Genomic DNA, 19,229 nt, shown 5'->3' with positions numbered 1-19,229 from the left:
CTTTTAGGCCTGTTTTCGGCTTCTAAATTGGATGAATTGAAATTTTCATTTGATTTCAGTCAGTTTTTTCCAGAGGAAGACCCAGACTTAGCATTTTATGATTCGTTTGTTGAAGAGTTTGGAACCGATGATAATTTTTTACTCATCGCAGTAGAGAATAAACCGGATGTTTTTCAGCAAGATTTTCTAAATAAATTTCAAGCATTTTCACTAGAAAGCAAGGGTTTTGAGTATGTTTTAGAAAGTAATTCTTTAACTACACTCTCCTATCCTTTAAAAACTTCTTTTGGCTACACTACGTTGCCAATTGTTCACATAAATGATTCCCTTCAATACCAAAAAGATTGGCATAAAATTCAAGAAGATTCCCTATTCATCAATGTCCTTATAGACGAAAAGAAAGAATCTTTAGTCTTAGCGTTACAGACCGAAGATAACTTAGATTACAAGCAATCTGAAGTTTTACTGAATACCATACGAACTTCACTTAAGCGTCAAGATATAACCGACTATCATATTTTAGGAAGAGCTTTTTTCTATGAAGCCATTGTTGAAATGCAACGTAGTGAGGTTCTTACTACAACCATAGTAGCTTCGATATTAGTTTTCATCATTCTATTATTAGTTTATAGAAGTATGCCCGTAGTTTTGATTTCAGTTTTTTCGATAGCTATGTCGTTATTACTTTTTATGGGGTTATTAGCTGCCCTGGGTAAAGAACTGAATGCCATGGCCGCATTTTACCCAGTGTTAATGCTTATTGTAGGTACTTCAGATGTTATTCATCTCACTGATAGTTATATTAGAAAATTGCAAAGTGGTATTTCTAGATATGCCGCAATTATTTCTTCACTTAAAGAGGTTGGTATGACTACCCTACTTACCTCTATTACCACTGCCGTTGGTTTTGTAACTCTTCTTTCTTCTAGACTAGTAAGTATTCAGGAATTCGGAATAAACGCGGCAATTGGGGTTCTAGTAGCCTATACCACCGTTATTTTATTGACTGGTTCTCTTTTAATAAGTCTTCCAGAAAAAAAATTAATTGGACGTAAGAGTATTTCTGAAAATTGGGTCAACTATCTTTTAAAAGTAAACACGTTTACTAAAAACTATCCAAATCACATAATTTGGGGTACTGTGGTTTTTACTTTTTTCTGTTTTCTTGGAATTTATCTTATAAAAACCAACCACGAATTTAAACAGACACTACCAGCAAAGAGTGAAATTGCTATCGATTTCGAATATTTTCAAAATAACTACGCTGGCTTCAGACCATTAGAAATAGCCGTAATGAGCACTGATGGCCATAAGGTTACTGATTTCGAGATTGCTCAGGAAATTGAAAAACTCCTTACCTATTTAAAAACATTTAAAATTATTGGGAATATACAATCAGCCAATTTACCGTACAAAATAATCAACAAAGCAAATAATCTAAATAGTGCTGCATTTTTCACTTTGCCAGATGACAAAGCAACATTTATAAAATATCAAAAAGATACACGTAAACTAGCTCGAAAACAATTGGCTCGATTTATCAATGGCGACGAAACAATTGCACGTATCAATGGAAAATTACAAGATGTAGGTACTGATAGTTTAAAAATTATCTATAACAGTATTGACAGATTTGCAAAAAGTAAACTAGATACTACTCTCGTTACGATTAAAGTGACCGGTAAAAGTATATTGCTAGACAAAAACTCAGAATATATTAGAAGTAGTTTGTTAGAAGGTCTTGTGTATGGTCTATTATTGATTGGGGTTATAATGGCTTTTGTTTTTAGGGATATTAAAATCTTTCTAATCTCTCTTATACCTAATGTTCTACCTATTCTATTTGCAGGTGGAATTTTAGGCTTTTTGGGTATACCCTTAGAAGCCTCGTTATCTGTTGTATTCGCTATTGTTTTCGGTATCGCTGTTGACGACACTATACATTTTTTAGGAAAGTATAAATTAGGAATTACTCAAGGCTTAGATAAGGAGGCTGCGCTTGAAAAAACTTTCGCCCAAACCGGTAGAGCATTGGTCATCACCACTATTATCCTATTTTTCGGATTTATGGTCATGTTATTTTCTATTCACCAACCTAGTATAACAATAGGGTTGATTATAAGTGTAACCTTGGTAACAGCTTTAATACTTGATTTGCTATTACTACCAGTACTGCTAAGAAAATTGATTTAAATAGAACTGTTTGTTCTGTGGAGTGTTCTTTGTAATGATCTATATGCAAAAATTGTTTTGCCAACTAATAAAATCATTAAGCTAATCCATAATGTAAAGAGTAGGTATTCCATAACACTAATTAGTTTACTTGGTTACTTTTGGTTCAATTATTTAAGATGCTGGGGCATTTTAAATGTATTTGGTCGATAAATATATGTATTTCATCTAAACAAATCTTAAAAAACGTTAAATTTTCGATGAAATACCTAAAAATAACAGCGCCAAGATTAAAACCATGGCGCTGAAAAAAAACAATCCAACCTAAAACAAACCAGAAATGAATATAATTGGGCAATCAATTACAAATCATGGACTTGCTTTTCCATATTGGGCCCTAACTCATAAAGGGCACCCATTAATTCTATTTTTAACTCTTTAACTTTTTCTTCTTCACCATTTGTCTTATACACCTCAGCTGCTTGGAACATTAATGCTGGTTCAAATGTTTTACCATAAACATAGGTATCCATAATTTCAAGAGCTTTACTTATTTCTCCATTTTTCAGATAGCTATATGCTAACCAGCTATATGATTCTGGCGTTGGTCTATTATCAACCTCTATTTGAGCCAGTAATAACGCCTTATCATACTGCTTAGTTTCATCTATATATAGTCCTAAATTGTACGCATTATACATATCACCATACATTTCGTTTTTTACCCTTGTAAAATATTGGTCTAAATTTTTTGTGCGAATTAAGTCATCACCCATAAAATCTGCTATTTCAGCTTTAAGTAAAAAGTAATCTGGTGCATTATATGTTTTGGTTACTGAATCTAATATTCGAATAGCTTCAACCGCATTCTTATCATTTGAGAATACAATCCACGCAATACCTTTTTTGGCATATGCATTATTAGAATCAATTTCTAAAGCCTTTAAATATTGATTGTATGAATCTTTTATTCTACCTGCATGACCATAATAATCGCCTAAATTGGTATAGCTCCATAACATCAATTCTTTATTTTTAGCTGATTCAGCCTTCGCCTTGGCCATTTCCATAAAATTGATAGTTGTGTCTAAATCTCCTTTATAATCGTTCCATTTTGCTAAACGTATCATATAACCGAAATCGGACATGTTTTTTAAACTATCTAAATATTTTTCGGCAAGTTGATAGTTACCCAACTCCATATGCACATCAAAATACAAGCTTTGTGCTTCACTCTTATCTCCACCAATTGTAGCAGCAGAATCTGCTAATGTCAACGCTTCTCTAAAACGATGCTGAGAAATATAATTTCTTGCCAATGCTCTATAATAACCAGGTCTACCTACATTGGCTATATCGACTGCTTTCTTAAGACTCTTTTCAGCTTTCTTTAAAAATTCAATATTCCCGGTTTGTTGAAAATATCGATTGTATTCACCTCCTACAATGCCAAAACTAGTAAGCTGCATGCTATCGGGTCTAATTTTAGAATTCCACAGGTCAAAATACTTTGATGATGTTTCTACTTCTTTAGAAACTAAATACTTTTCGTAATCATTTTTTTGAGCAACTGCATCCTGATTTTTAGTACCACAAGAGGATACCAGTATCAATACTATGAATAGCTTTATTAATTTCATTAGGTTGTGTTTTATTCGGATTGTTAAAAAAAGGGGAGCTTTTCAACTCCCCTAACCCTTCTCTTTCATAAGCAATTAGGGTGTGCCAGTCTTACCGATTAATTAATATCTATAAGGTGAAGGCAACTTCTTATTCTGGTGAACCCAAGTATGGGAATGTAGTACCTACAGTAGCGGTTAGCCCAACGCCATCTGAAGTTAATCTTGGTAAATCTGCCATACCATCGTTATCGGTATCTTGACCGCTGAATCTTGCACCATCGCCACCACCAAATAATAATATCAATGAAACATCAATAACATCGTCTTGAGGAGTTCTTCCTGTTAAACCGACTGCACCTTCATAATTTGGAGCTCCACTACCACCATTGAAATACGTAGTTGGTAAGTTTGGAGCAACCTCTAATACGTCATTAGATAAAACTGTAGTTAAAACGGTTGCTGTTACAGGGTTGTTCGTATAACCATCATCAGAAGGACCATTCAATATATCGCCCAAAATATTTGGCTCAAAGTTTACCGCAGCAGGATCAGCTCCTAAAATAGTTGCGTAAACATCATGATATGCTTCTAATCTAGCTTCAAAAGCTGCTTGAAAAGTTGCTTGCATTTCTGAAGGAATTGACATGTTATGAGAATTTTTAATTTCTCCGTCTGCACTCAATACCGTATTAATTCCTGGTCTACCCATAAAATCTACTTGAGCGTATATACCTGTAAAATCTAGTTCCATAGCCTCTTCGCATGGCGTACAAGTACCACCACAATCAACGCCTGTTTCATCACCGTTCATAATGCCATCATCACATGTCGGAGTCACTACTATTGGTGTATTATCATCATCATTGTTACAAGAAGCTAATCCAGCTACTGCACATACTGATAAAAATGTATATTTTATATTTTTAAATTTCATCTTAATTTTATTTATAAGGTTATTATTGTTTAACATTTGTAGTTACCCATGTTTTATAAACTGGTAATTGTAAAACATTAACGGCAGTTGTTTCTCCTAATAGGCTGTTTGGAATTTCAATAACAATAGACATGGTGTTGGCACCATCGAAAGTATCAACAGCAGTCGTATCATCATCGTCAGTAGTAGCAGGGTCACCAGCTGGTTTAAAACCTAATGGAGCTTCACCACCTATTACAGCGTTAAATTGAAAGAAGTCAAAGAAAAAAGCATCTTGTCGTGGTCCTGCAAAAAGAGACACTCCAGTACTCGTTGTTTCAACGATGGCCGTTTCGGCAGAAATAGCTACCGAACCTAAAGGCGAGTCCATCATAACTGTACCGTTCAAACCTGTTTCACTTGGTGCAACCGGACCGAAGAAATACATTTTACCATCTCTTGGTATTGCTTGTATTACTAAATCTTCAACCAAATCACCATCTTTATCGATATTGATTTCCAATAATACATTCTCGTCAAATGTACCGTAAGCCAGATCTGGCAATACATTAGATTGAAGGTCTACCGCAAATACGGTGTTATCTGAACCAAGTGATGGTTCAAAGGCATAAAAATCGGCAATGTCTGCCGAGGTCCCCATAGAACCAGGCGCATCAATATGATCAGCCGCAACTAAAAGAACTCCTACTAGAGCTAATGCCCCAAGTCCCATAAATAATTTTGATTTTTTCATTATTCTTTTTTTTTAGATTAGAATCACCCCTACTTACGCAGCAAAAAAAGAAAGGTTCATTTTTATAAAAAAAATATTGAAATTTATTTTTATCGTTTTCATTTTCAAATAGTCGCTGATTAAAAACGATATTAAATAGAAGAGCTAACCTTTTATAAATATGATTACGTTAAGCGTAAAACAATAATTAGCTAACTTTGCAGCGATAAACTATTTAGATATGAACCCGTCTGCCTCTGGTTGGATAGAAAAATATGGCTCGGTCGTTCAAAAACACCAAAATGCTTTCCCCAATTTCGACGCCTTATATGATACTCTGAAAAAGAGTGGCTTCGTATATGGATTAAATTCAGGAATACCCGATTTTATTCATCCTGAGCATATCATGTCTGAAGATGAAAAAGCTAAAATCAATTTACTTAATGCCCTTTATTTTACCTATATCATAAAAGGCGGTGACGATTTTACCGACTTTGTAGAACAGGTCTATAAATTTTATGAGGTATTAAAAATCAATACATCGGGTTTCTTCGGTAAGCTATTTACGGGTAACAAAACTTCTGCAAAGCTCGAAAAGTTAATGGCTTCACGAATTTATATAGAAGACAACATTTTTAGCAAGACCTTTAATAGTCTAATTACGAACTCCTTATTATTTATAGATGTTTTGCTATTTAAACACTATTTAAATGGTATCGAAGATTTGAAAACAAAGGCAGAAAAAATAGAATATCTAGCCATTAATATTACCTATCACGCACTTAGTTCCAAAGAAAAAAACAGAAAAGACAATAAACTTTCTCAACTATTGGCATCGTCTTTAACTTATATAAATTGCGCTGAAAATAAATTTGATGGTTCTTATCGTGACAGGTTGTTAGCAAATAAAGAAATTTGGGAAAATCGTTATCTACTAGATATGGCTTGTCTAACGGTTTGGGAAGATCACTCATTAGATTATACCGAATCTGAATTTATATTCGGAATTGGAAAGGACTTAGGGATTGAAAATCAACTCATAGCCAATTCTATAATGCATGTTACAGAGTTTTTCAAGCTAAACCTTGATACCATACCCTACTTAAAGGAAAAGAACCTTGCGCATCAATTTTACGATAGTATGGGTAAGATTGTAAAGAAACTTATTCTACGAAATAGCAAGCGATTGCATAAAGAACTATCACAAAGTGCCGAATTAGTTGCTTTACTAACAAAATCTACAGTTAGAGATCTAAACCGAGAAGAAAAGAAAAAGGTTCAAAATCAACTAATAGATATTTTTAAAAGTATACCTTCTTTAGCTATTTTTATTCTGCCCGGGGGCGCTATATTACTCCCTATTTTCATTAAACTTATTCCTAAATTATTACCCTCTGCTTTTGATGAAAACAGAATTGATGTAGAAGAAAAATCAAAAGATGATTAAATTAACTTATTGATTTACAGTAATTTAAATAAACTACTCTAACCAAAGCTTAAAGTCTTTCACCTTTTCCCGACTTACAATTATCTCAAGCTGTGGGTTATTATTCAATTTAATTTGAAGTCTTGAATTTGTATATGAAATAATGTCTTTAATATAATTTATATTAACAAAGAACTTTCTACTTACCCTAAAAAATACCTGTGGTTTTAACTCATCTTCTAGTTGTTCTAAGGTAGTATCTAACAAATAATTTCGTCCGTCTTTAGTTGCGGCATAGGTTCCTTTATTCTCACTGTAGAAACACTCTACATCTTCAGAATTAATTATTTTTATATGCTGACCGACTTTAGCCGTAAAACGTTTTTTGTATTCACGCTCTAAAGGGTTTACCAATAATTTTTTAATATCCTCAAAATCTAAAGCTATCTTATTGGGTGCTGTTACCGATTTAAATCGTGTTTGATATTTATGTACCGCATGCTCTAAATCTTCATCATCTATAGGTTTTAATAGATAATCAATACTATTTAATTTAAAGGCCTGTAAGGCGTATTCATCAAAAGCAGTGGTAAATATAATGGCACTATGCACTTCAATAATATCGAATATTTCGAAAGAGAGTCCGTCAGACAATTGAATATCTAAAAAGATAAGATCAGGATGCTCATTATTCTGAAACCAATTTATCGCCTCTTCTACTGAATGTAGCATTGTAGATACCTTTAAATCTAAACTCTCTAACATTCTACTTAATCTGCGAGCAGCAGGTTTTTCATCTTCAATTATTATAGTTTTCATGGTTTGGTTTTATACTTTCAGTACGTTATTAATATCTAGTTGCTATTCGAATTCATATACTTTTGAATTTAGCGTTCTTCCCAAATTCTTACGTATAAAGAAAACTCGCCAAGTACTTTAATTCCATGTATAGCAAGTATTACTCCCCAAACTATGGTGGTACCAAATACATTCCAATCAATCCACTCTAAAAATTCAGGATTACCGAGTGCATTTTTATTAATCAGAATAAAAGTGAATTTATGTCTTAATACATATAGCATGAGGTTTATAATAACAAAAACTATGGCGTGATAGTAAAAACCCCTAATGGAAGCCACCTTTATTTTTGCTCGTTCATATTTAGACAATACACTATTTTTCATCTCTTTGCGGTCTTCAAACTCTAGATTCTTTTCCATATTATCTATACTTATCTGCTTCTTTCTTTTCCTGCTCAACGTATTTCTTTATTTGTCTTTCTTCCCAATCTTTTGAAAAAAACGGACTATAATTAAACACTTTTGCCGCGTGAAAAGCCAACCCTATTCCCCAGAAAAAAGGAGTTGACAGCGTTCCTAAGTTAAAAAATGCCTCGCTAAAAGATTCCCCGCTACTCATTCTTGCCATAGTGGTAATCGTGCATATGAAAGCATTCACCAAGATATAGACTAAAAGGTGAATATAGAATCCCTTTAATTCCTTTACTTGCTTTTCTGCTCTAGCTAATTTATCTGATTGTTCAAATTCGTTTAACTCCATCGTTTTGTATTTTCTTCTTGTTTCATAAATTCTTGAATCTTTCGCTCTTCCCAATCTCGGTTAATAAACGGATTCAAGTTAAAGATTTTATTTGCTTTTATAAATAAGCTGATTCCTAATCCGAATACAACCCACAGAAACCAAGGATGCTGCCATTCATTTAAATAATAGTTTATGGAGGCAACAATTACAATGGTGAATAATGCTGATGATACCTTTCCATAAAACATCTTTATTTCGTTTACTCGCTCTTGTGCTTTTAAGTATTTTGTGCTATCCATGACTTCTTGTTTTATAAATTATGATTCTTTCATGAATTCCTTGATCTTTCTTTCTTCCCAATTTTTTCCGAATAGCGGATTGTAACCATATGCACAAAGACCGTTCATCAGCAAACCAAATCCCCATCCTAATGCAGGAAATATTGCCCAAGGAAAACTAGTTGTTCTATAATTGATATACGCTAAAACTGGTATTACAATGCAATACGCCAATAAATTACCATAGAAACCTTTAATAGCTCCTACCTTTTTTTTTGCTTTTTGATATTTATAATTTTGGTCGTTTGTAAAATTTGATTCCATCTTTAAGATATTTTAAGTTACTACTATTTGATTTCTATACCTCAAATTTCGGTAGATACTCTTGGTTTTAAAAAATTGAACTACCCAGTTGTAACTTTTAATGACTGAATTGTAGGTTTAACTACTTCTCTTATAAATTATGTGAGTATAATTGACTTTACGTATTCCGAATAGCTCATAATACCAGCCTTTCGACAGTCGCGCTTTACTGTTGTTTCACTTTGGATTACAATCACTCGAAGAAATTTTTTTTACGCGTTAAATACCATACGCCTTCTTCGCACTTTCAATTTGCTCCACTTCTGTTGTATCAGGATACAGCATGTATTTAGGCGCAATAATAGGCTTAGCAGCGCTAACGTTAATTTTTGTGATGGTAGCAAACGGAAATTTACCATCGGTCAGCAATGTCAAAATGTTTTCCATTATAGAAAATTCTGAAGATGATTTCTCAATTATTTTAGCCGTTCCTTTCAATTGAAAGCCTTTTTGTTTTAAAATGTCAATAAAGCTAATACAGACATTCTCGTTCTGTTTTATATTCCGAACAGTTTGTGGTGATGCAATATTTACTATTATAATACACTCCTCTCCGAAATAGCTAAAAATCTCTTTAGGAGAAACATTTGGTATGTTTTCAGCAGATGATGTTGCGAGCCAACACAGCACGCTTGTGTTTATTGAATCTTTAATCTCCGCTGTTAGGTTCATTACTTTTCAGCTTTAAATATCAATTAGAAGTTATCCTTTTCCATGAACTCCCTAATTTTCTTTTCTTCCCAATTCTTACCGAAAAGTGGGTTGTACCCATATGCTTTTAGGCCATGGCCCAACAAACCAAAACCCCAACCTAAAGCTGGAAAAATCACCCATGTAAAACTAGTTGTTCTATAATTTATATAGGCCAAAACAGGAATTACGATACAATACGCCACAAGATTACCATAGAAACCTTTAATGGCCTCTACCCTCTCCTTTGCTTTCTCATACCGTTTCGCACTAATATGAGTCTCCTGAGTCTCCCTAAAAGCAATAACATTGGTCAACATCGGTAAACGTACTTTAAACTCTTTCGCAGTTTTAAAAATTTGCATTTCTTTCTTAGTTAGAATTGCATAGCGCTGGCGTATATTCTGTAAGCCTACACCACTACTTTTCTTTACAACTTGCTTCTCTTGTAAATTATTGGTTACATATAAATAATCATCCTCTTCATAAATCTTTATATGTAATGGTTTAGAGGATGTTACCACATTATGCTTAACGGCATTCTCTAATAATAACTGAAGAGATAATGGTACTATTTTAGCCTCAGGATTTAACGCCTCATCAGGAATTTCAAATATTATACTGTCCTCGAAGCGCATTTTCAATAGGCGTACATAAGTCCTCGCAAACTGTAGTTCTTCATCTACAGAAATTAGATTTTTACTTTTCTGTTCTAACACATATCGATATACTTTAGATAGCGAGGTTGTAAATTTTTGTGCCTGAATAGGGTCTTCCTCAATTAAACTGGTCAACACATTTAAGCTATTGAATAAAAAATGAGGATCTAGCTGATTTTTTAAAGCATCGAATTTAGCAGAAGCTGAACCAGCAATTATTTTTTGCTCTTTAACCTTGGTGTCTTGTAACGCTTTGTAGAAGTAGAATGCGTGTAGAAATAGCGAAACTATTAAAGTGATTGCCAATGCGATTACGTAATACTCCGCTTTTTCTGTGGCGATAAATTTATTAAAATCCATTCCAAAAAGTACCACCTCTGTAAACCACCGAACTACTGCAAATGCAAATACGGTTAAGACAATAGATCCCAAAGCACCATACCATAATCGCTTTTTGGTCTGCTTGTCCCAACTATAAATCTTTGATATATATTGGTTGAAATAGGCATTTACACAAGTAAGTACAAAGGCATAAATAAAGCTAACCCCTGTAAATTGGAGTTCTCTATAAAGGGTTATGGTATTCCAATCTGCAAATAACAATCGAAATATCACCATAATTAAAGTGATGATGATACTCGCTCTTAAAACCTTTAAAAAACTACCCATTCATTATACCCTTTTGTTCGAATTGCTAAATACTACCTTCTGGTGCTTAAAATTAGGGATTTCCTTTAACAACTGTGAAATCAATAATCGAAGGACGCCTTAATAGCGAATTTGAGCTATTCGCTTCGGTATAAAAAAAATTACAGTCCGAAATGTCAATTAAGACATCCGAACTGTAATTCACAGTATATATAAAGGTTGGTTGGTTTCTATTTTGAAAAAGTAAACTCTGGTAATTTTATAATTTCTCCTCCTTTTTCTGCCGATTCATGTGATAATATACCCACACATGTAATGTTTGCAGATTGCTTTGCATTCGGGTATGGTGATGTACCCTTGACCAAACTGTCAACAAAGGCATGCACCAAATGTGGATGAGACCCTCCATGACCAGCTCCTTGGGTAAATGACAAATGCTGATTGTCGCCTTCATCGTAAACACCATGGGTCGTAAAAGATTGAATCTCCTTTGGTAATAACTTTGCGAAATCTGGACTCTCTACTTCCTCCGGTATTTCTGATTCAGGTTTCTTAGCCGTATGCACTACCAATGGCTTGCCTTCAATTAAAGGCCATTCTACAGATTTTTTAGAACCATACACTTCAAAACTTTCTCTATACTGGCGCGCCACATCAAACAAAGAACGATACACTTGGGCACTTAAATCTGAATTTCTGAATTTAATATGGGTTGTTTCAACGGCATATGGGGAGTTGTATTCTTTTATCAGTTCTTCTCGAATAGTACCCGAACCAAAACACGAAACATACTCCGCCTCATCTCTGGTCAAACCAAGTACAGGCCCAACACAATGGGTCGCGTAATGCATTGGTGGTAGCCCTGGCCAGTAATTAGGCCATCCGTCCATATCTTGTTGATTACTGGATTTTAAAAATTGAACCTTACCCAATTCACCATTATCATATAACTCTTTCATAAATAGAAACTCCCTAGCATATACTACTGTTTCCATCATCATATAGGTAAGTCCGGTTTTCTCGGTAAGTGCTACAATCTGTCTGCATTCATCAACTGTGGTGGCCATAGGAACGGTACATGCAACATGCTTACCTGCTTTAAGTGCTTGAATAGATTGTTTGCCATGATTGGGAATCGGTGTATTAATATGCACCGCATCTATCTCATCATCTTTCAACAATTCCTCATAAGAAGTATATCTTTTTGCGATGTCAAAAACATCTGCAATCTCATTTAACTTTTCTTTGTTTCTTTGACAAACAGCAACCAATTCTGCATTAGGGTGCTTTTTATATATGGGTATAAACTCCGCCCCAAAACCAAGTCCTACTATAGCTATTCTTATTTTCTTCTCGCTCATTCTATATCTCTTAATCGTTAAACGTTTGTTTTAAAAATGCTAATCCTTTTTGGGCAAATTCATATTGACTTTTGGCCATAGTTTTCCAAATACAAACTGCCGCGGCCAATTCTTTTATATCTGGGGTAAAGCTTTCAATAACCAAGCCTCCGCTATAATTTATATCATCAAGACCTAGCTTAAAATCCTTCCAAGGTGTAAGTCCTGTACCAGGCACACCCCTATGGTTTTCAGAAACCTGCACATGAATTAATTTATCGCCAACAGTATTTATGGCTTCTCTAATATTCTTTTCTTCGATGGTCATATGAAAACCATCTAATAATACACGTGCAGAAGCATGATTGATGTCGTTTACTAGGCGCATAACATCATCAGCTGTATTAACCATATCAGACTCAAATCTGTTTAATGGTTCTAGTGCAATTGAAAGGTCATGGGCATAGGCCATAATACATACTTTATGTAGGTTCGTCACCGCCAAATCCCATTCAACCTTACGCTTATCTATTGAAACCATACGCGCCTTACCTACTGCTGAATACATGGGGCCGGCCAAAAAATCTACACCCCAAATATTACATAATTCAAAACATTGTTCTAAATAATCAAAACATTGTCTATGTATTTTTGAGTCGTTATGCGTAAGGTCTTTACCAGGGCCAAAAGCACCACACACAGAAACCTTTAAATCATTATCTATAAGGGCTTTTTTAATTTCTATTGCATCTATTAAAAGTGGATCCTCTACAGGTATCTCTACAAGGTCATACCCCAATTCTTTAATTTTCGGAAAAAGGTCGATACTATTAGTTGTGAATGGAGATTGCCACAACCATGTACTTACCCCAAAATCTATTTTATTGCTCATTTAATCTCGTGCTAACTCGTTTGAATTTACTTGACAATCATTACCCCTTGCATAATGCGCCAATGCCCTGGAAACGTACATATAAACGGATACTCGCCCGGAGTTGTTGGAGCCTTGAATTTCAATGTATACGTATCATCAGGATTTAGTAATGCTGTAGCAAACAACACATCACTAGTTTGTGGCACATAATTAAGGTCTGCCTCATTTGGATCCGCTGCCATTTTATCGGCTGCTGTACCTACTGCTTCTTTCTTACCTGGTTTGGTAATGACCAAATTATGCTGCATAAAATCTGGATTCTCTAAAACCAATTCTACTTGCTCACCAGCTTTAACTTCAAACTTGGTGACATCATATTTCATTTCATTGGTGATTGTTTTAATCGTAATAACTTTTGCGTTCGAAACTTCTTCTGTTTTTAACTCTGAAGATTCATCAGCGTCTGCACCATAATATTTCATTAAAAGTGTTGCTATATCAGAATTTGAGTAGGTTTTCTTTACTTGATTCGTATAATCTTTTTCTACTTTATATTTCCAAATGCCATGTATTCTAATCATTTCTTCTCCAGATTGTACATACAGCTGCCAAAAATTTCCATAAATACCACCTTCACCACCAGTATCTTCTACCCTTACAGCAATCGTATTTTTACCTTCCTTTAATACCCCAACAGGAATATCATAGTTTCTGTTAGAACTAAAACTGGAAGCCATACTACCTACTTCTACTCCGTTGACATAGGTTATATCAGAATCGTCAATAGGGCCTAGTGCTAACAAATTTGCTTTATTTGCCATTCTTGCTGGCACAATCACTTCTTTTCTAAACCAAACTACCCCATCAATCTCTAAACCGGCATCTTCCATGTATTGAGGAATTTCCATTGTTTCCCAATTTGTGTCATCATACGTATTAGAACTCATATCGCTAACCTCGTCAGATGGTTTTTTGTAATCAGGATTCGCTGCAGTAAATGCATTTAAGTATCCATCTACATGCTTAGCCGATGCCGCATACAAAGCCTTAAATAACCACAAATCACTTAACACTGCTTCGTTCTTACCAAGGTCATATAAAAGTGCGCCTACTTTTTGAGAAGAAGGTCGTTCTGAAAAATATATGAGGGCAGACAATTGCACATTTGGGTCGCGATCGTTTAAGGTATTCGCTTTAAACAAGGCATCATCTGTATCCTCATTTCTTGGCAACATTTGTATAGCTGCTTTACGTACTGCGGATGCCTTATGAAACAAAGCTCCTTTCACCACCCCAAATGCATTACTGTCGGTTTTTAAAGCATCTAGCCCTTCAATGGTCCACAGCGCATGCATTGCTGCATTGTTCAAGCCATTACTATCGACGTCTTTTTTATTCACTAATTTGTACAAATCGTTCAGCACATCGGTATCGCCTCTTTCGACCAATAATCTTTGGGCCGTAAGTCTCCAAAACTGATTATCGCTGCTTAACGCTTCAACCAATGCTTCTGGGTCTTCTTTTGTTAATTGTTGTGCTTCATAGGTGTAATCATATTTCGGCACTACACGCCATATTCTACCGTGACCTTTATCACGCAATGGATTCACATAGGCATTACCTTCTCCGTTTTCAGCATCGTAGCCACCTCGCCCTGCATTAGGGGTCGGATTATGCTGTACTATGAAATTGTACCAATCTGCTACCCAAACCACACCATCTGGCCCTGTTTTAGCTTCTACTGGTGAAGCCCATTCATCTGAAGAGGCAAATAAATTACCTGCATCCTCTTCTACATAACCGGCTCCGTCTTTTACAATTCGTGCTTGGTGCACCAACCCACCGGTTGGCTCACAGACAAATGCAATGGAGTTCCAATATGAACTTGGGTATGCTCTTGCGGTGTAAAAATGGTGACCTGCTGCTGCAGTAAATCCTCCAAAGACATCTACCTGTCTAACATTCGGAGTAATAGGTTGCATAAAATAATGTCCATCAATTTTTGCACTACCATCGGTACCGATTCCCTTTACATTTTCAAAATTGGCATTCGGTATACCTACAAATACACTATGGGTATTATTAGCAGTGGAAGCAAAAATGGAATTATCCTCTGTTAATCCTAATCCCCATGTATTGTTACTGGTATTCGTCAACACTTCAAATGTTTTACGCTTCGGATCAAATCGATATGCATTCTGATTGAATTTAAATCCTTGACCAAATATGTCTCCTTCAAAGCCAGAATATCCTACAACGCCGTACAAATTATTATCGATACCATATTGAAGATTAGATGGCCCTGCATGGGTATCAAACGTACCCCAGCCATCGATAAGAATCTCTTTTACATCTGCTTTATCATCGCCATTGGTATCCTTTAGAAAAATAAAATGTGGCGCTTGAGAAACCACGATACCACCGTCATAGAAAACAAAACTTGTAGGTATGTTCAATTTATCCGCGAAGACGGTAACCTTATCAGCCTTACCATCACCATCGGTATCTTCTAGAATCTTTATCTTATCATCACCAATACTATTATCGTTACGAACGGTATTAGGGTAATCGACAGTTTCAATAACCCAAAGCCTACCTTTTTCATCCCAATTCATAGCAATGGGATTTATAATATCTGGCTCAGAAGCAAACAATTCTACATCAAAACCCGCAGGTACTTGTATCAGTTTCTTAGATTCTGAAGGCGATAATGGCAATTGATATTTTGGGGCAGGATCACGCTTTTCATAGTTCGGTATATTCGCGCGCTCTTCATATTTTAGGGTAGGCATATCGACCATAAACGCTTCCCAATTCTTTTTAACCTGGTCGTCTACTGCCCAAAGAATACCTTCTTTCACTAACTCTTGAAATCCTTTATTCTCCCACGTACGCTCATCATGGCCATAGGCTGTATAAAAAACTTTTCCTTCGCCTACTTCTTTAACCCAACTCCAAGGTTCTCTATGGTCACCTTCTACACGTTCCATCAATACAGTAATATCATCAGCTATTTTATCATGTACATAGGTTTCGTCCCACGTTTCAAAAGGTTTTAAATTTTTGGTAATAGGATGTTCTTTGTTTGTGATTTCTGCAGTGAAGGTTCCGGTTTCGTGACTCATAAATTGCGCCCCCACCAAATCTATATACTCGGGTGAATTCTTAAAACAGAAACTTGCGGAGTGAAGGGGAATAAATGCTTTTCCTTCCTTTACAAAATCCAATAACGCTTTTTCCTCGTCCTTACTAATTTCTTCATGATTAGCGTATATAATAAGTCCGTCATACAACTCTAGATTCTCAGCGTTTAAATCAGATGGTTTTTCGGTGTATGTTATATTGATGCCGTCTTTGGTTAACGCCGATGCTAAAATGGGAAAATATGCTCTTGAATTATGATGCTCAATTTCGTGACCTAAGAACAAAAGTTCAATTCTGCGAGGCGCATCATCAACACGTTCTTTTTTGGTTGGCGAGCATGCAACAAGAAGGAACAGTAGAAACACTATTTTAAAAGGTGAGCATTTGGTTTTCATAATGAGTGTAGTTTTCTTCTATCAATATTACAGAAAATAGCATCTTAAAATTTACTCTTACATATCACATACCGACTGTATTTTATCATACTATTTCATATTATTGAAAATAACTGATAAATTAGCATGTAAATCAATGAATAGTATAACCAGAAACCCTCTTAAGATTTTATGAAATCTGCCTTGCAAAAATCTCCCATACCTGAAACCCGTGCTTATTTAGCACGGTCTTTAAGCGAGCCTATTTTTGACCCACATTGGCATTTTCACTCAGAACATCAATTATTTTTAGTACAAAAAGGAAGCGGTACACGCTTTATTGGTGATAGCGTAAAACCATACAAAGCAGGAGATATCACTTTTACAGGACCAAACCTACCTCATCTGTGGCGTAGTGAAAATGAACAAGAACAAGAGAAGAACATTGCATGGTCTGAAGGTGTCGTCATCTATTTTCATGAAGATTTTTTAGGAGAAAACTTTTTGCAAAAAGATGAAGCTATTCGATTGCGACAAGTGTTTCATAAAAGTTTAAGGGGAATGGAATTTACTGATCAAACCGCCTTAACATTAAAAGAACTAATGTTGGCACTGATTCATATGGATGGGTTTGAAGGTATTCTTCAACTTTTGAAAATATTAGATTTCATCAGTCAGACCAAAGAATATAATTTATTAGCAAGCCCTGGGTACACGAATACCCTTCGAGAGGCAGATACCGAACGTATGTTCAGCGTCTACGCCTATGTCATGAAGAATTTCAAAAAAAAAAATGCCACTGACCGACTTAGCGCAGTTAACCAATATGACGCCGTCTTCTTTTAGTAGGTATTTTAAACTGCATGCGAATAAATCCTTTTCTGAATTTGTTAGCGAAATACGCATTGGTCATGCCTGTAAATTACTCATAGAGCAAAAAACGAATGTTTCACAAGCTTGCTATGAAAGCGGATTTCAAACCCTTTCTAACTTCAATAAACAGTTTAAGACCATTACCAAGCGTACTCCCCTAACCTATAAAAAAGAGTACGAGGTGTATTAATCTACTCCAACAAATGTGTTGCATAACTATGGCGTAAACCATGTATTCCTATATTTTTTTATTCATGATTTATTCATGATTTCTCCAATAGACCTTTTCCAGAAAGAATACTTAAATTCGAATATGGGAGCAATGTGAAAATAATGAAGATTTGCCAAAACGGGTCTGTCAGATGGAAATCATATTATTGGGTATATCTAACTGCAGCAATCAAAGGTAAATATGTAGCTATAGAGGATATGGGAATGGGCATTTGGAAGGTGTTTTTTAGAAACGTATTTTTAGGTTTCTTTAATAAAAATAATATCAAAAATAAACAAGTATCAATAAGGTTAAGTCAAAATATGGTGTAAACTATGCCCCTTTAACTTGGTAAATTATCTGCCTTAACGAACATTTACAAACATATATGAGAACAATAAAAGCTCTAATTATATTATCAATTTTAATCATTTTTTCATCTTGTAAAAAGAATGACAAAACAAAAGCAAAAGATGCCATTTCAATTGAAATAAATTCATCCGAAAATATTGACAAGCTAATTTTAACGGAAAATACATTAGGTGATTTAAAATTAGAAAAAGGAATGATTCTCAATAAACTAAAGATAGAAAAGCTTTTTAAAAATCTTCAGATATCAAAAAATGTTGGAGAACAAGATGGACCAAATTATTTTTATTACAGAATTGGAACAGAAGCAATATTAACAACGCCAAATACTGAAAATGAGACATTATCTAAATTATTGATAAATGAAAAATCTAATGTATCTGATGAGTATGGAATTAAAATTGGAACGAAGTATTCTGATATTGAAAAAAGACGTCCCAACATGTATATTTATACAGAGCATTATCATATTTATTTACACAAAGAAGGTTCTAATATAATATACGAAATGTCTCTAGGGAATTATAATGGTCCAGATAAAGAGAAATATTCATTGGAGGATATTAAAAATAGTGACTCTAAAGTTGTTTCAATTATCTGGAAATAAAAACTACCTACAACTAAGAACTGAGGTAAAAAACAAACAAATTCTTCTTTAATCTGAGACATTATTATTCTAGGCTCATAGATTCAAAAATTAGATTCTTTGAGCTTTTTTCATTGTATTTATCTTCTGTTTATCTAGGTAATCTTGAAACTTAAGTTTCATTATATGGCCTTCCTAATTTTGCAATAGCAAAAAACTGCTTAAGCCGTATATAATTTATTCCTAGTTCTAACCTTCTTATGAAAATCTTTTTGAATTTTATAGTGGGTTTGTATATGCTAAATTAGGCGTGTTAAAATACGCAACAAACCATATATAAAAACGTTCATATACTAGCCGTCAGACTGCGCAACAACCTACACTTTATTAATAACTTTGTTAATTTCCTTTA

Annotated in this window: 18 protein-coding genes; 5 read left to right on the top strand and 13 right to left on the bottom strand. The window is 34.7% G+C overall.

Features of this window, described 5'->3' with window-relative positions; all coding sequences use genetic code 11:
- The first annotated feature begins 36 nt into the window (after window positions 1–36).
- On the top strand, window positions 37–2,193 hold the full coding sequence (locus AAC084_RS20715; protein WP_339842203.1) for an MMPL family transporter: 2,157 nt from the start codon (window positions 37–39) through the stop codon (window positions 2,191–2,193).
- A 341-nt stretch (window positions 2,194–2,534) separates the two neighbouring features.
- Here the strand turns inward: AAC084_RS20715 and AAC084_RS20710 are convergent, their stop codons facing one another.
- From AAC084_RS20710 to AAC084_RS20700, 3 genes are all read right to left on the bottom strand, one after another.
- A complete protein-coding gene (locus AAC084_RS20710) occupies window positions 2,535–3,812 on the bottom strand; it encodes a tetratricopeptide repeat protein (RefSeq protein WP_339842202.1) in 1,278 nt (425 codons plus the stop codon).
- Between the two features lie 130 nt (window positions 3,813–3,942).
- Entirely contained in the window at window positions 3,943–4,728 is a 786-nt protein-coding gene (locus AAC084_RS20705; protein ID WP_339842201.1) for a DUF4331 family protein, read from the bottom strand.
- A 22-nt stretch (window positions 4,729–4,750) separates the two neighbouring features.
- Window positions 4,751–5,461: a DUF4331 family protein gene (locus AAC084_RS20700; protein ID WP_339842200.1), complete on the bottom strand. Its 711-nt coding sequence runs from the start codon at window positions 5,459–5,461 to the stop codon at window positions 4,751–4,753.
- Between the two features lie 220 nt (window positions 5,462–5,681).
- Between AAC084_RS20700 and AAC084_RS20695 the strand changes: the two genes are divergently transcribed.
- Window positions 5,682–6,887 (top strand): LETM1-related biofilm-associated protein, encoded by a 1,206-nt coding sequence (locus tag AAC084_RS20695; RefSeq protein ID WP_339842199.1) that lies wholly within the window; start codon window positions 5,682–5,684, stop codon window positions 6,885–6,887.
- Window positions 6,888–6,920: 33 nt separating this feature from the next.
- Here the strand turns inward: AAC084_RS20695 and AAC084_RS20690 are convergent, their stop codons facing one another.
- The 10 genes from AAC084_RS20690 to AAC084_RS20645 all read right to left on the bottom strand — a co-directional run bounded on the left by AAC084_RS20690 (window position 6,921) and on the right by AAC084_RS20645 (window position 16,799).
- Window positions 6,921–7,685, bottom strand: a complete 765-nt coding sequence (locus AAC084_RS20690; protein ID WP_339842198.1) for a LytTR family DNA-binding domain-containing protein — start codon at window positions 7,683–7,685, stop codon at window positions 6,921–6,923.
- Window positions 7,686–7,753: 68 nt separating this feature from the next.
- Window positions 7,754–8,086: a 2TM domain-containing protein gene (locus AAC084_RS20685; RefSeq protein WP_339842197.1), complete on the bottom strand. Its 333-nt coding sequence runs from the start codon at window positions 8,084–8,086 to the stop codon at window positions 7,754–7,756.
- Window position 8,087: 1 nt separating this feature from the next.
- Entirely contained in the window at window positions 8,088–8,426 is a 339-nt protein-coding gene (locus tag AAC084_RS20680; protein WP_339842196.1) for a 2TM domain-containing protein, read from the bottom strand.
- Window positions 8,417–8,707, bottom strand: coding sequence for a 2TM domain-containing protein (locus AAC084_RS20675; RefSeq protein ID WP_339842195.1), 291 nt, complete (start codon window positions 8,705–8,707; stop codon window positions 8,417–8,419). The genes AAC084_RS20680 and AAC084_RS20675 overlap by 10 nt, the downstream gene beginning before the upstream one ends.
- 18 nt (window positions 8,708–8,725) lie before the next feature.
- Window positions 8,726–9,010: a 2TM domain-containing protein gene (locus AAC084_RS20670; protein ID WP_339842194.1), complete on the bottom strand. Its 285-nt coding sequence runs from the start codon at window positions 9,008–9,010 to the stop codon at window positions 8,726–8,728.
- A 258-nt stretch (window positions 9,011–9,268) separates the two neighbouring features.
- The gene (locus tag AAC084_RS20665) at window positions 9,269–9,721 is read right to left on the bottom strand and encodes a pyridoxamine 5'-phosphate oxidase family protein (protein WP_339842193.1); all 453 of its coding nucleotides are present in this window, start codon (window positions 9,719–9,721) and stop codon (window positions 9,269–9,271) included.
- Window positions 9,722–9,744: 23 nt separating this feature from the next.
- A complete protein-coding gene (locus tag AAC084_RS20660; protein ID WP_339842192.1) occupies window positions 9,745–11,067 on the bottom strand; it encodes a 2TM domain-containing protein in 1,323 nt (440 codons plus the stop codon).
- A gap of 209 nt (window positions 11,068–11,276) precedes the next feature.
- Window positions 11,277–12,407, bottom strand: coding sequence for a Gfo/Idh/MocA family oxidoreductase (locus tag AAC084_RS20655; protein ID WP_339842191.1), 1,131 nt, complete (start codon window positions 12,405–12,407; stop codon window positions 11,277–11,279).
- 10 nt (window positions 12,408–12,417) lie between these two features.
- Window positions 12,418–13,278 (bottom strand): sugar phosphate isomerase/epimerase family protein, encoded by an 861-nt coding sequence (locus AAC084_RS20650; protein ID WP_339842190.1) that lies wholly within the window; start codon window positions 13,276–13,278, stop codon window positions 12,418–12,420.
- Window positions 13,279–13,304: 26 nt separating this feature from the next.
- Window positions 13,305–16,799 (bottom strand): PVC-type heme-binding CxxCH protein, encoded by a 3,495-nt coding sequence (locus AAC084_RS20645; protein WP_339842189.1) that lies wholly within the window; start codon window positions 16,797–16,799, stop codon window positions 13,305–13,307.
- Between the two features lie 171 nt (window positions 16,800–16,970).
- Here AAC084_RS20645 and AAC084_RS20640 point away from each other — a divergent pair, with 171 nt between their 5' ends.
- From AAC084_RS20640 to AAC084_RS20630, 3 genes are all read left to right on the top strand, one after another.
- Window positions 16,971–17,624 carry a cupin domain-containing protein gene (locus AAC084_RS20640; RefSeq protein ID WP_339842188.1) on the top strand — a complete coding sequence of 218 codons (654 nt, stop codon included), beginning with the start codon at window positions 16,971–16,973 and terminating at the stop codon, window positions 17,622–17,624.
- A complete protein-coding gene (locus AAC084_RS20635; protein WP_339842187.1) occupies window positions 17,572–17,841 on the top strand; it encodes a helix-turn-helix domain-containing protein in 270 nt (89 codons plus the stop codon). Before AAC084_RS20640 ends, AAC084_RS20635 begins: the two co-directional genes overlap by 53 nt.
- Before the next feature lie 409 nt (window positions 17,842–18,250).
- Window positions 18,251–18,838, top strand: coding sequence for a hypothetical protein (locus AAC084_RS20630; protein ID WP_339842186.1), 588 nt, complete (start codon window positions 18,251–18,253; stop codon window positions 18,836–18,838).
- The last annotated feature ends 391 nt before the right edge of the window (window positions 18,839–19,229 follow it).

It is taken from the genome of uncultured Maribacter sp., assembly GCF_963977385.1.
GTDB lineage: Bacteria > Bacteroidota > Bacteroidia > Flavobacteriales > Flavobacteriaceae > Maribacter.
The sequence above is the reverse complement of the archived record's forward strand: the minus strand, read 5'-3'. Positions and strand labels throughout refer to the sequence as shown.

Bases quoted from the DNA above. Each gene is read 5' to 3' on its own strand.
- AAC084_RS20700 (WP_339842200.1), bottom strand. From the start codon at position 5,461: ATGAAAAAATCAAAATTATTTATGGGACTTGGGGCATTAGCTCTAGTA.
- AAC084_RS20640 (WP_339842188.1), top strand. From the start codon at position 16,971: ATGAAATCTGCCTTGCAAAAATCTCCCATACCTGAAACCCGTGCTTAT.
- AAC084_RS20670 (WP_339842194.1), bottom strand. From the start codon at position 9,010: ATGGAATCAAATTTTACAAACGACCAAAATTATAAATATCAAAAAGCA.
- AAC084_RS20680 (WP_339842196.1), bottom strand. From the start codon at position 8,426: ATGGAGTTAAACGAATTTGAACAATCAGATAAATTAGCTAGAGCAGAA.
- AAC084_RS20695 (WP_339842199.1), top strand. From the start codon at position 5,682: ATGAACCCGTCTGCCTCTGGTTGGATAGAAAAATATGGCTCGGTCGTT.
- AAC084_RS20630 (WP_339842186.1), top strand. From the start codon at position 18,251: ATGAGAACAATAAAAGCTCTAATTATATTATCAATTTTAATCATTTTT.
- AAC084_RS20655 (WP_339842191.1), bottom strand. From the start codon at position 12,407: ATGAGCGAGAAGAAAATAAGAATAGCTATAGTAGGACTTGGTTTTGGG.
- AAC084_RS20705 (WP_339842201.1), bottom strand. From the start codon at position 4,728: ATGAAATTTAAAAATATAAAATATACATTTTTATCAGTATGTGCAGTA.
- AAC084_RS20710 (WP_339842202.1), bottom strand. From the start codon at position 3,812: ATGAAATTAATAAAGCTATTCATAGTATTGATACTGGTATCCTCTTGT.
- AAC084_RS20685 (WP_339842197.1), bottom strand. From the start codon at position 8,086: ATGGAAAAGAATCTAGAGTTTGAAGACCGCAAAGAGATGAAAAATAGT.
- AAC084_RS20665 (WP_339842193.1), bottom strand. From the start codon at position 9,721: ATGAACCTAACAGCGGAGATTAAAGATTCAATAAACACAAGCGTGCTG.
- AAC084_RS20690 (WP_339842198.1), bottom strand. From the start codon at position 7,685: ATGAAAACTATAATAATTGAAGATGAAAAACCTGCTGCTCGCAGATTA.
- AAC084_RS20675 (WP_339842195.1), bottom strand. From the start codon at position 8,707: ATGGATAGCACAAAATACTTAAAAGCACAAGAGCGAGTAAACGAAATA.
- AAC084_RS20660 (WP_339842192.1), bottom strand. From the start codon at position 11,067: ATGGGTAGTTTTTTAAAGGTTTTAAGAGCGAGTATCATCATCACTTTA.
- AAC084_RS20645 (WP_339842189.1), bottom strand. From the start codon at position 16,799: ATGAAAACCAAATGCTCACCTTTTAAAATAGTGTTTCTACTGTTCCTT.
- AAC084_RS20650 (WP_339842190.1), bottom strand. From the start codon at position 13,278: ATGAGCAATAAAATAGATTTTGGGGTAAGTACATGGTTGTGGCAATCT.
- AAC084_RS20635 (WP_339842187.1), top strand. From the start codon at position 17,572: ATGCCACTGACCGACTTAGCGCAGTTAACCAATATGACGCCGTCTTCT.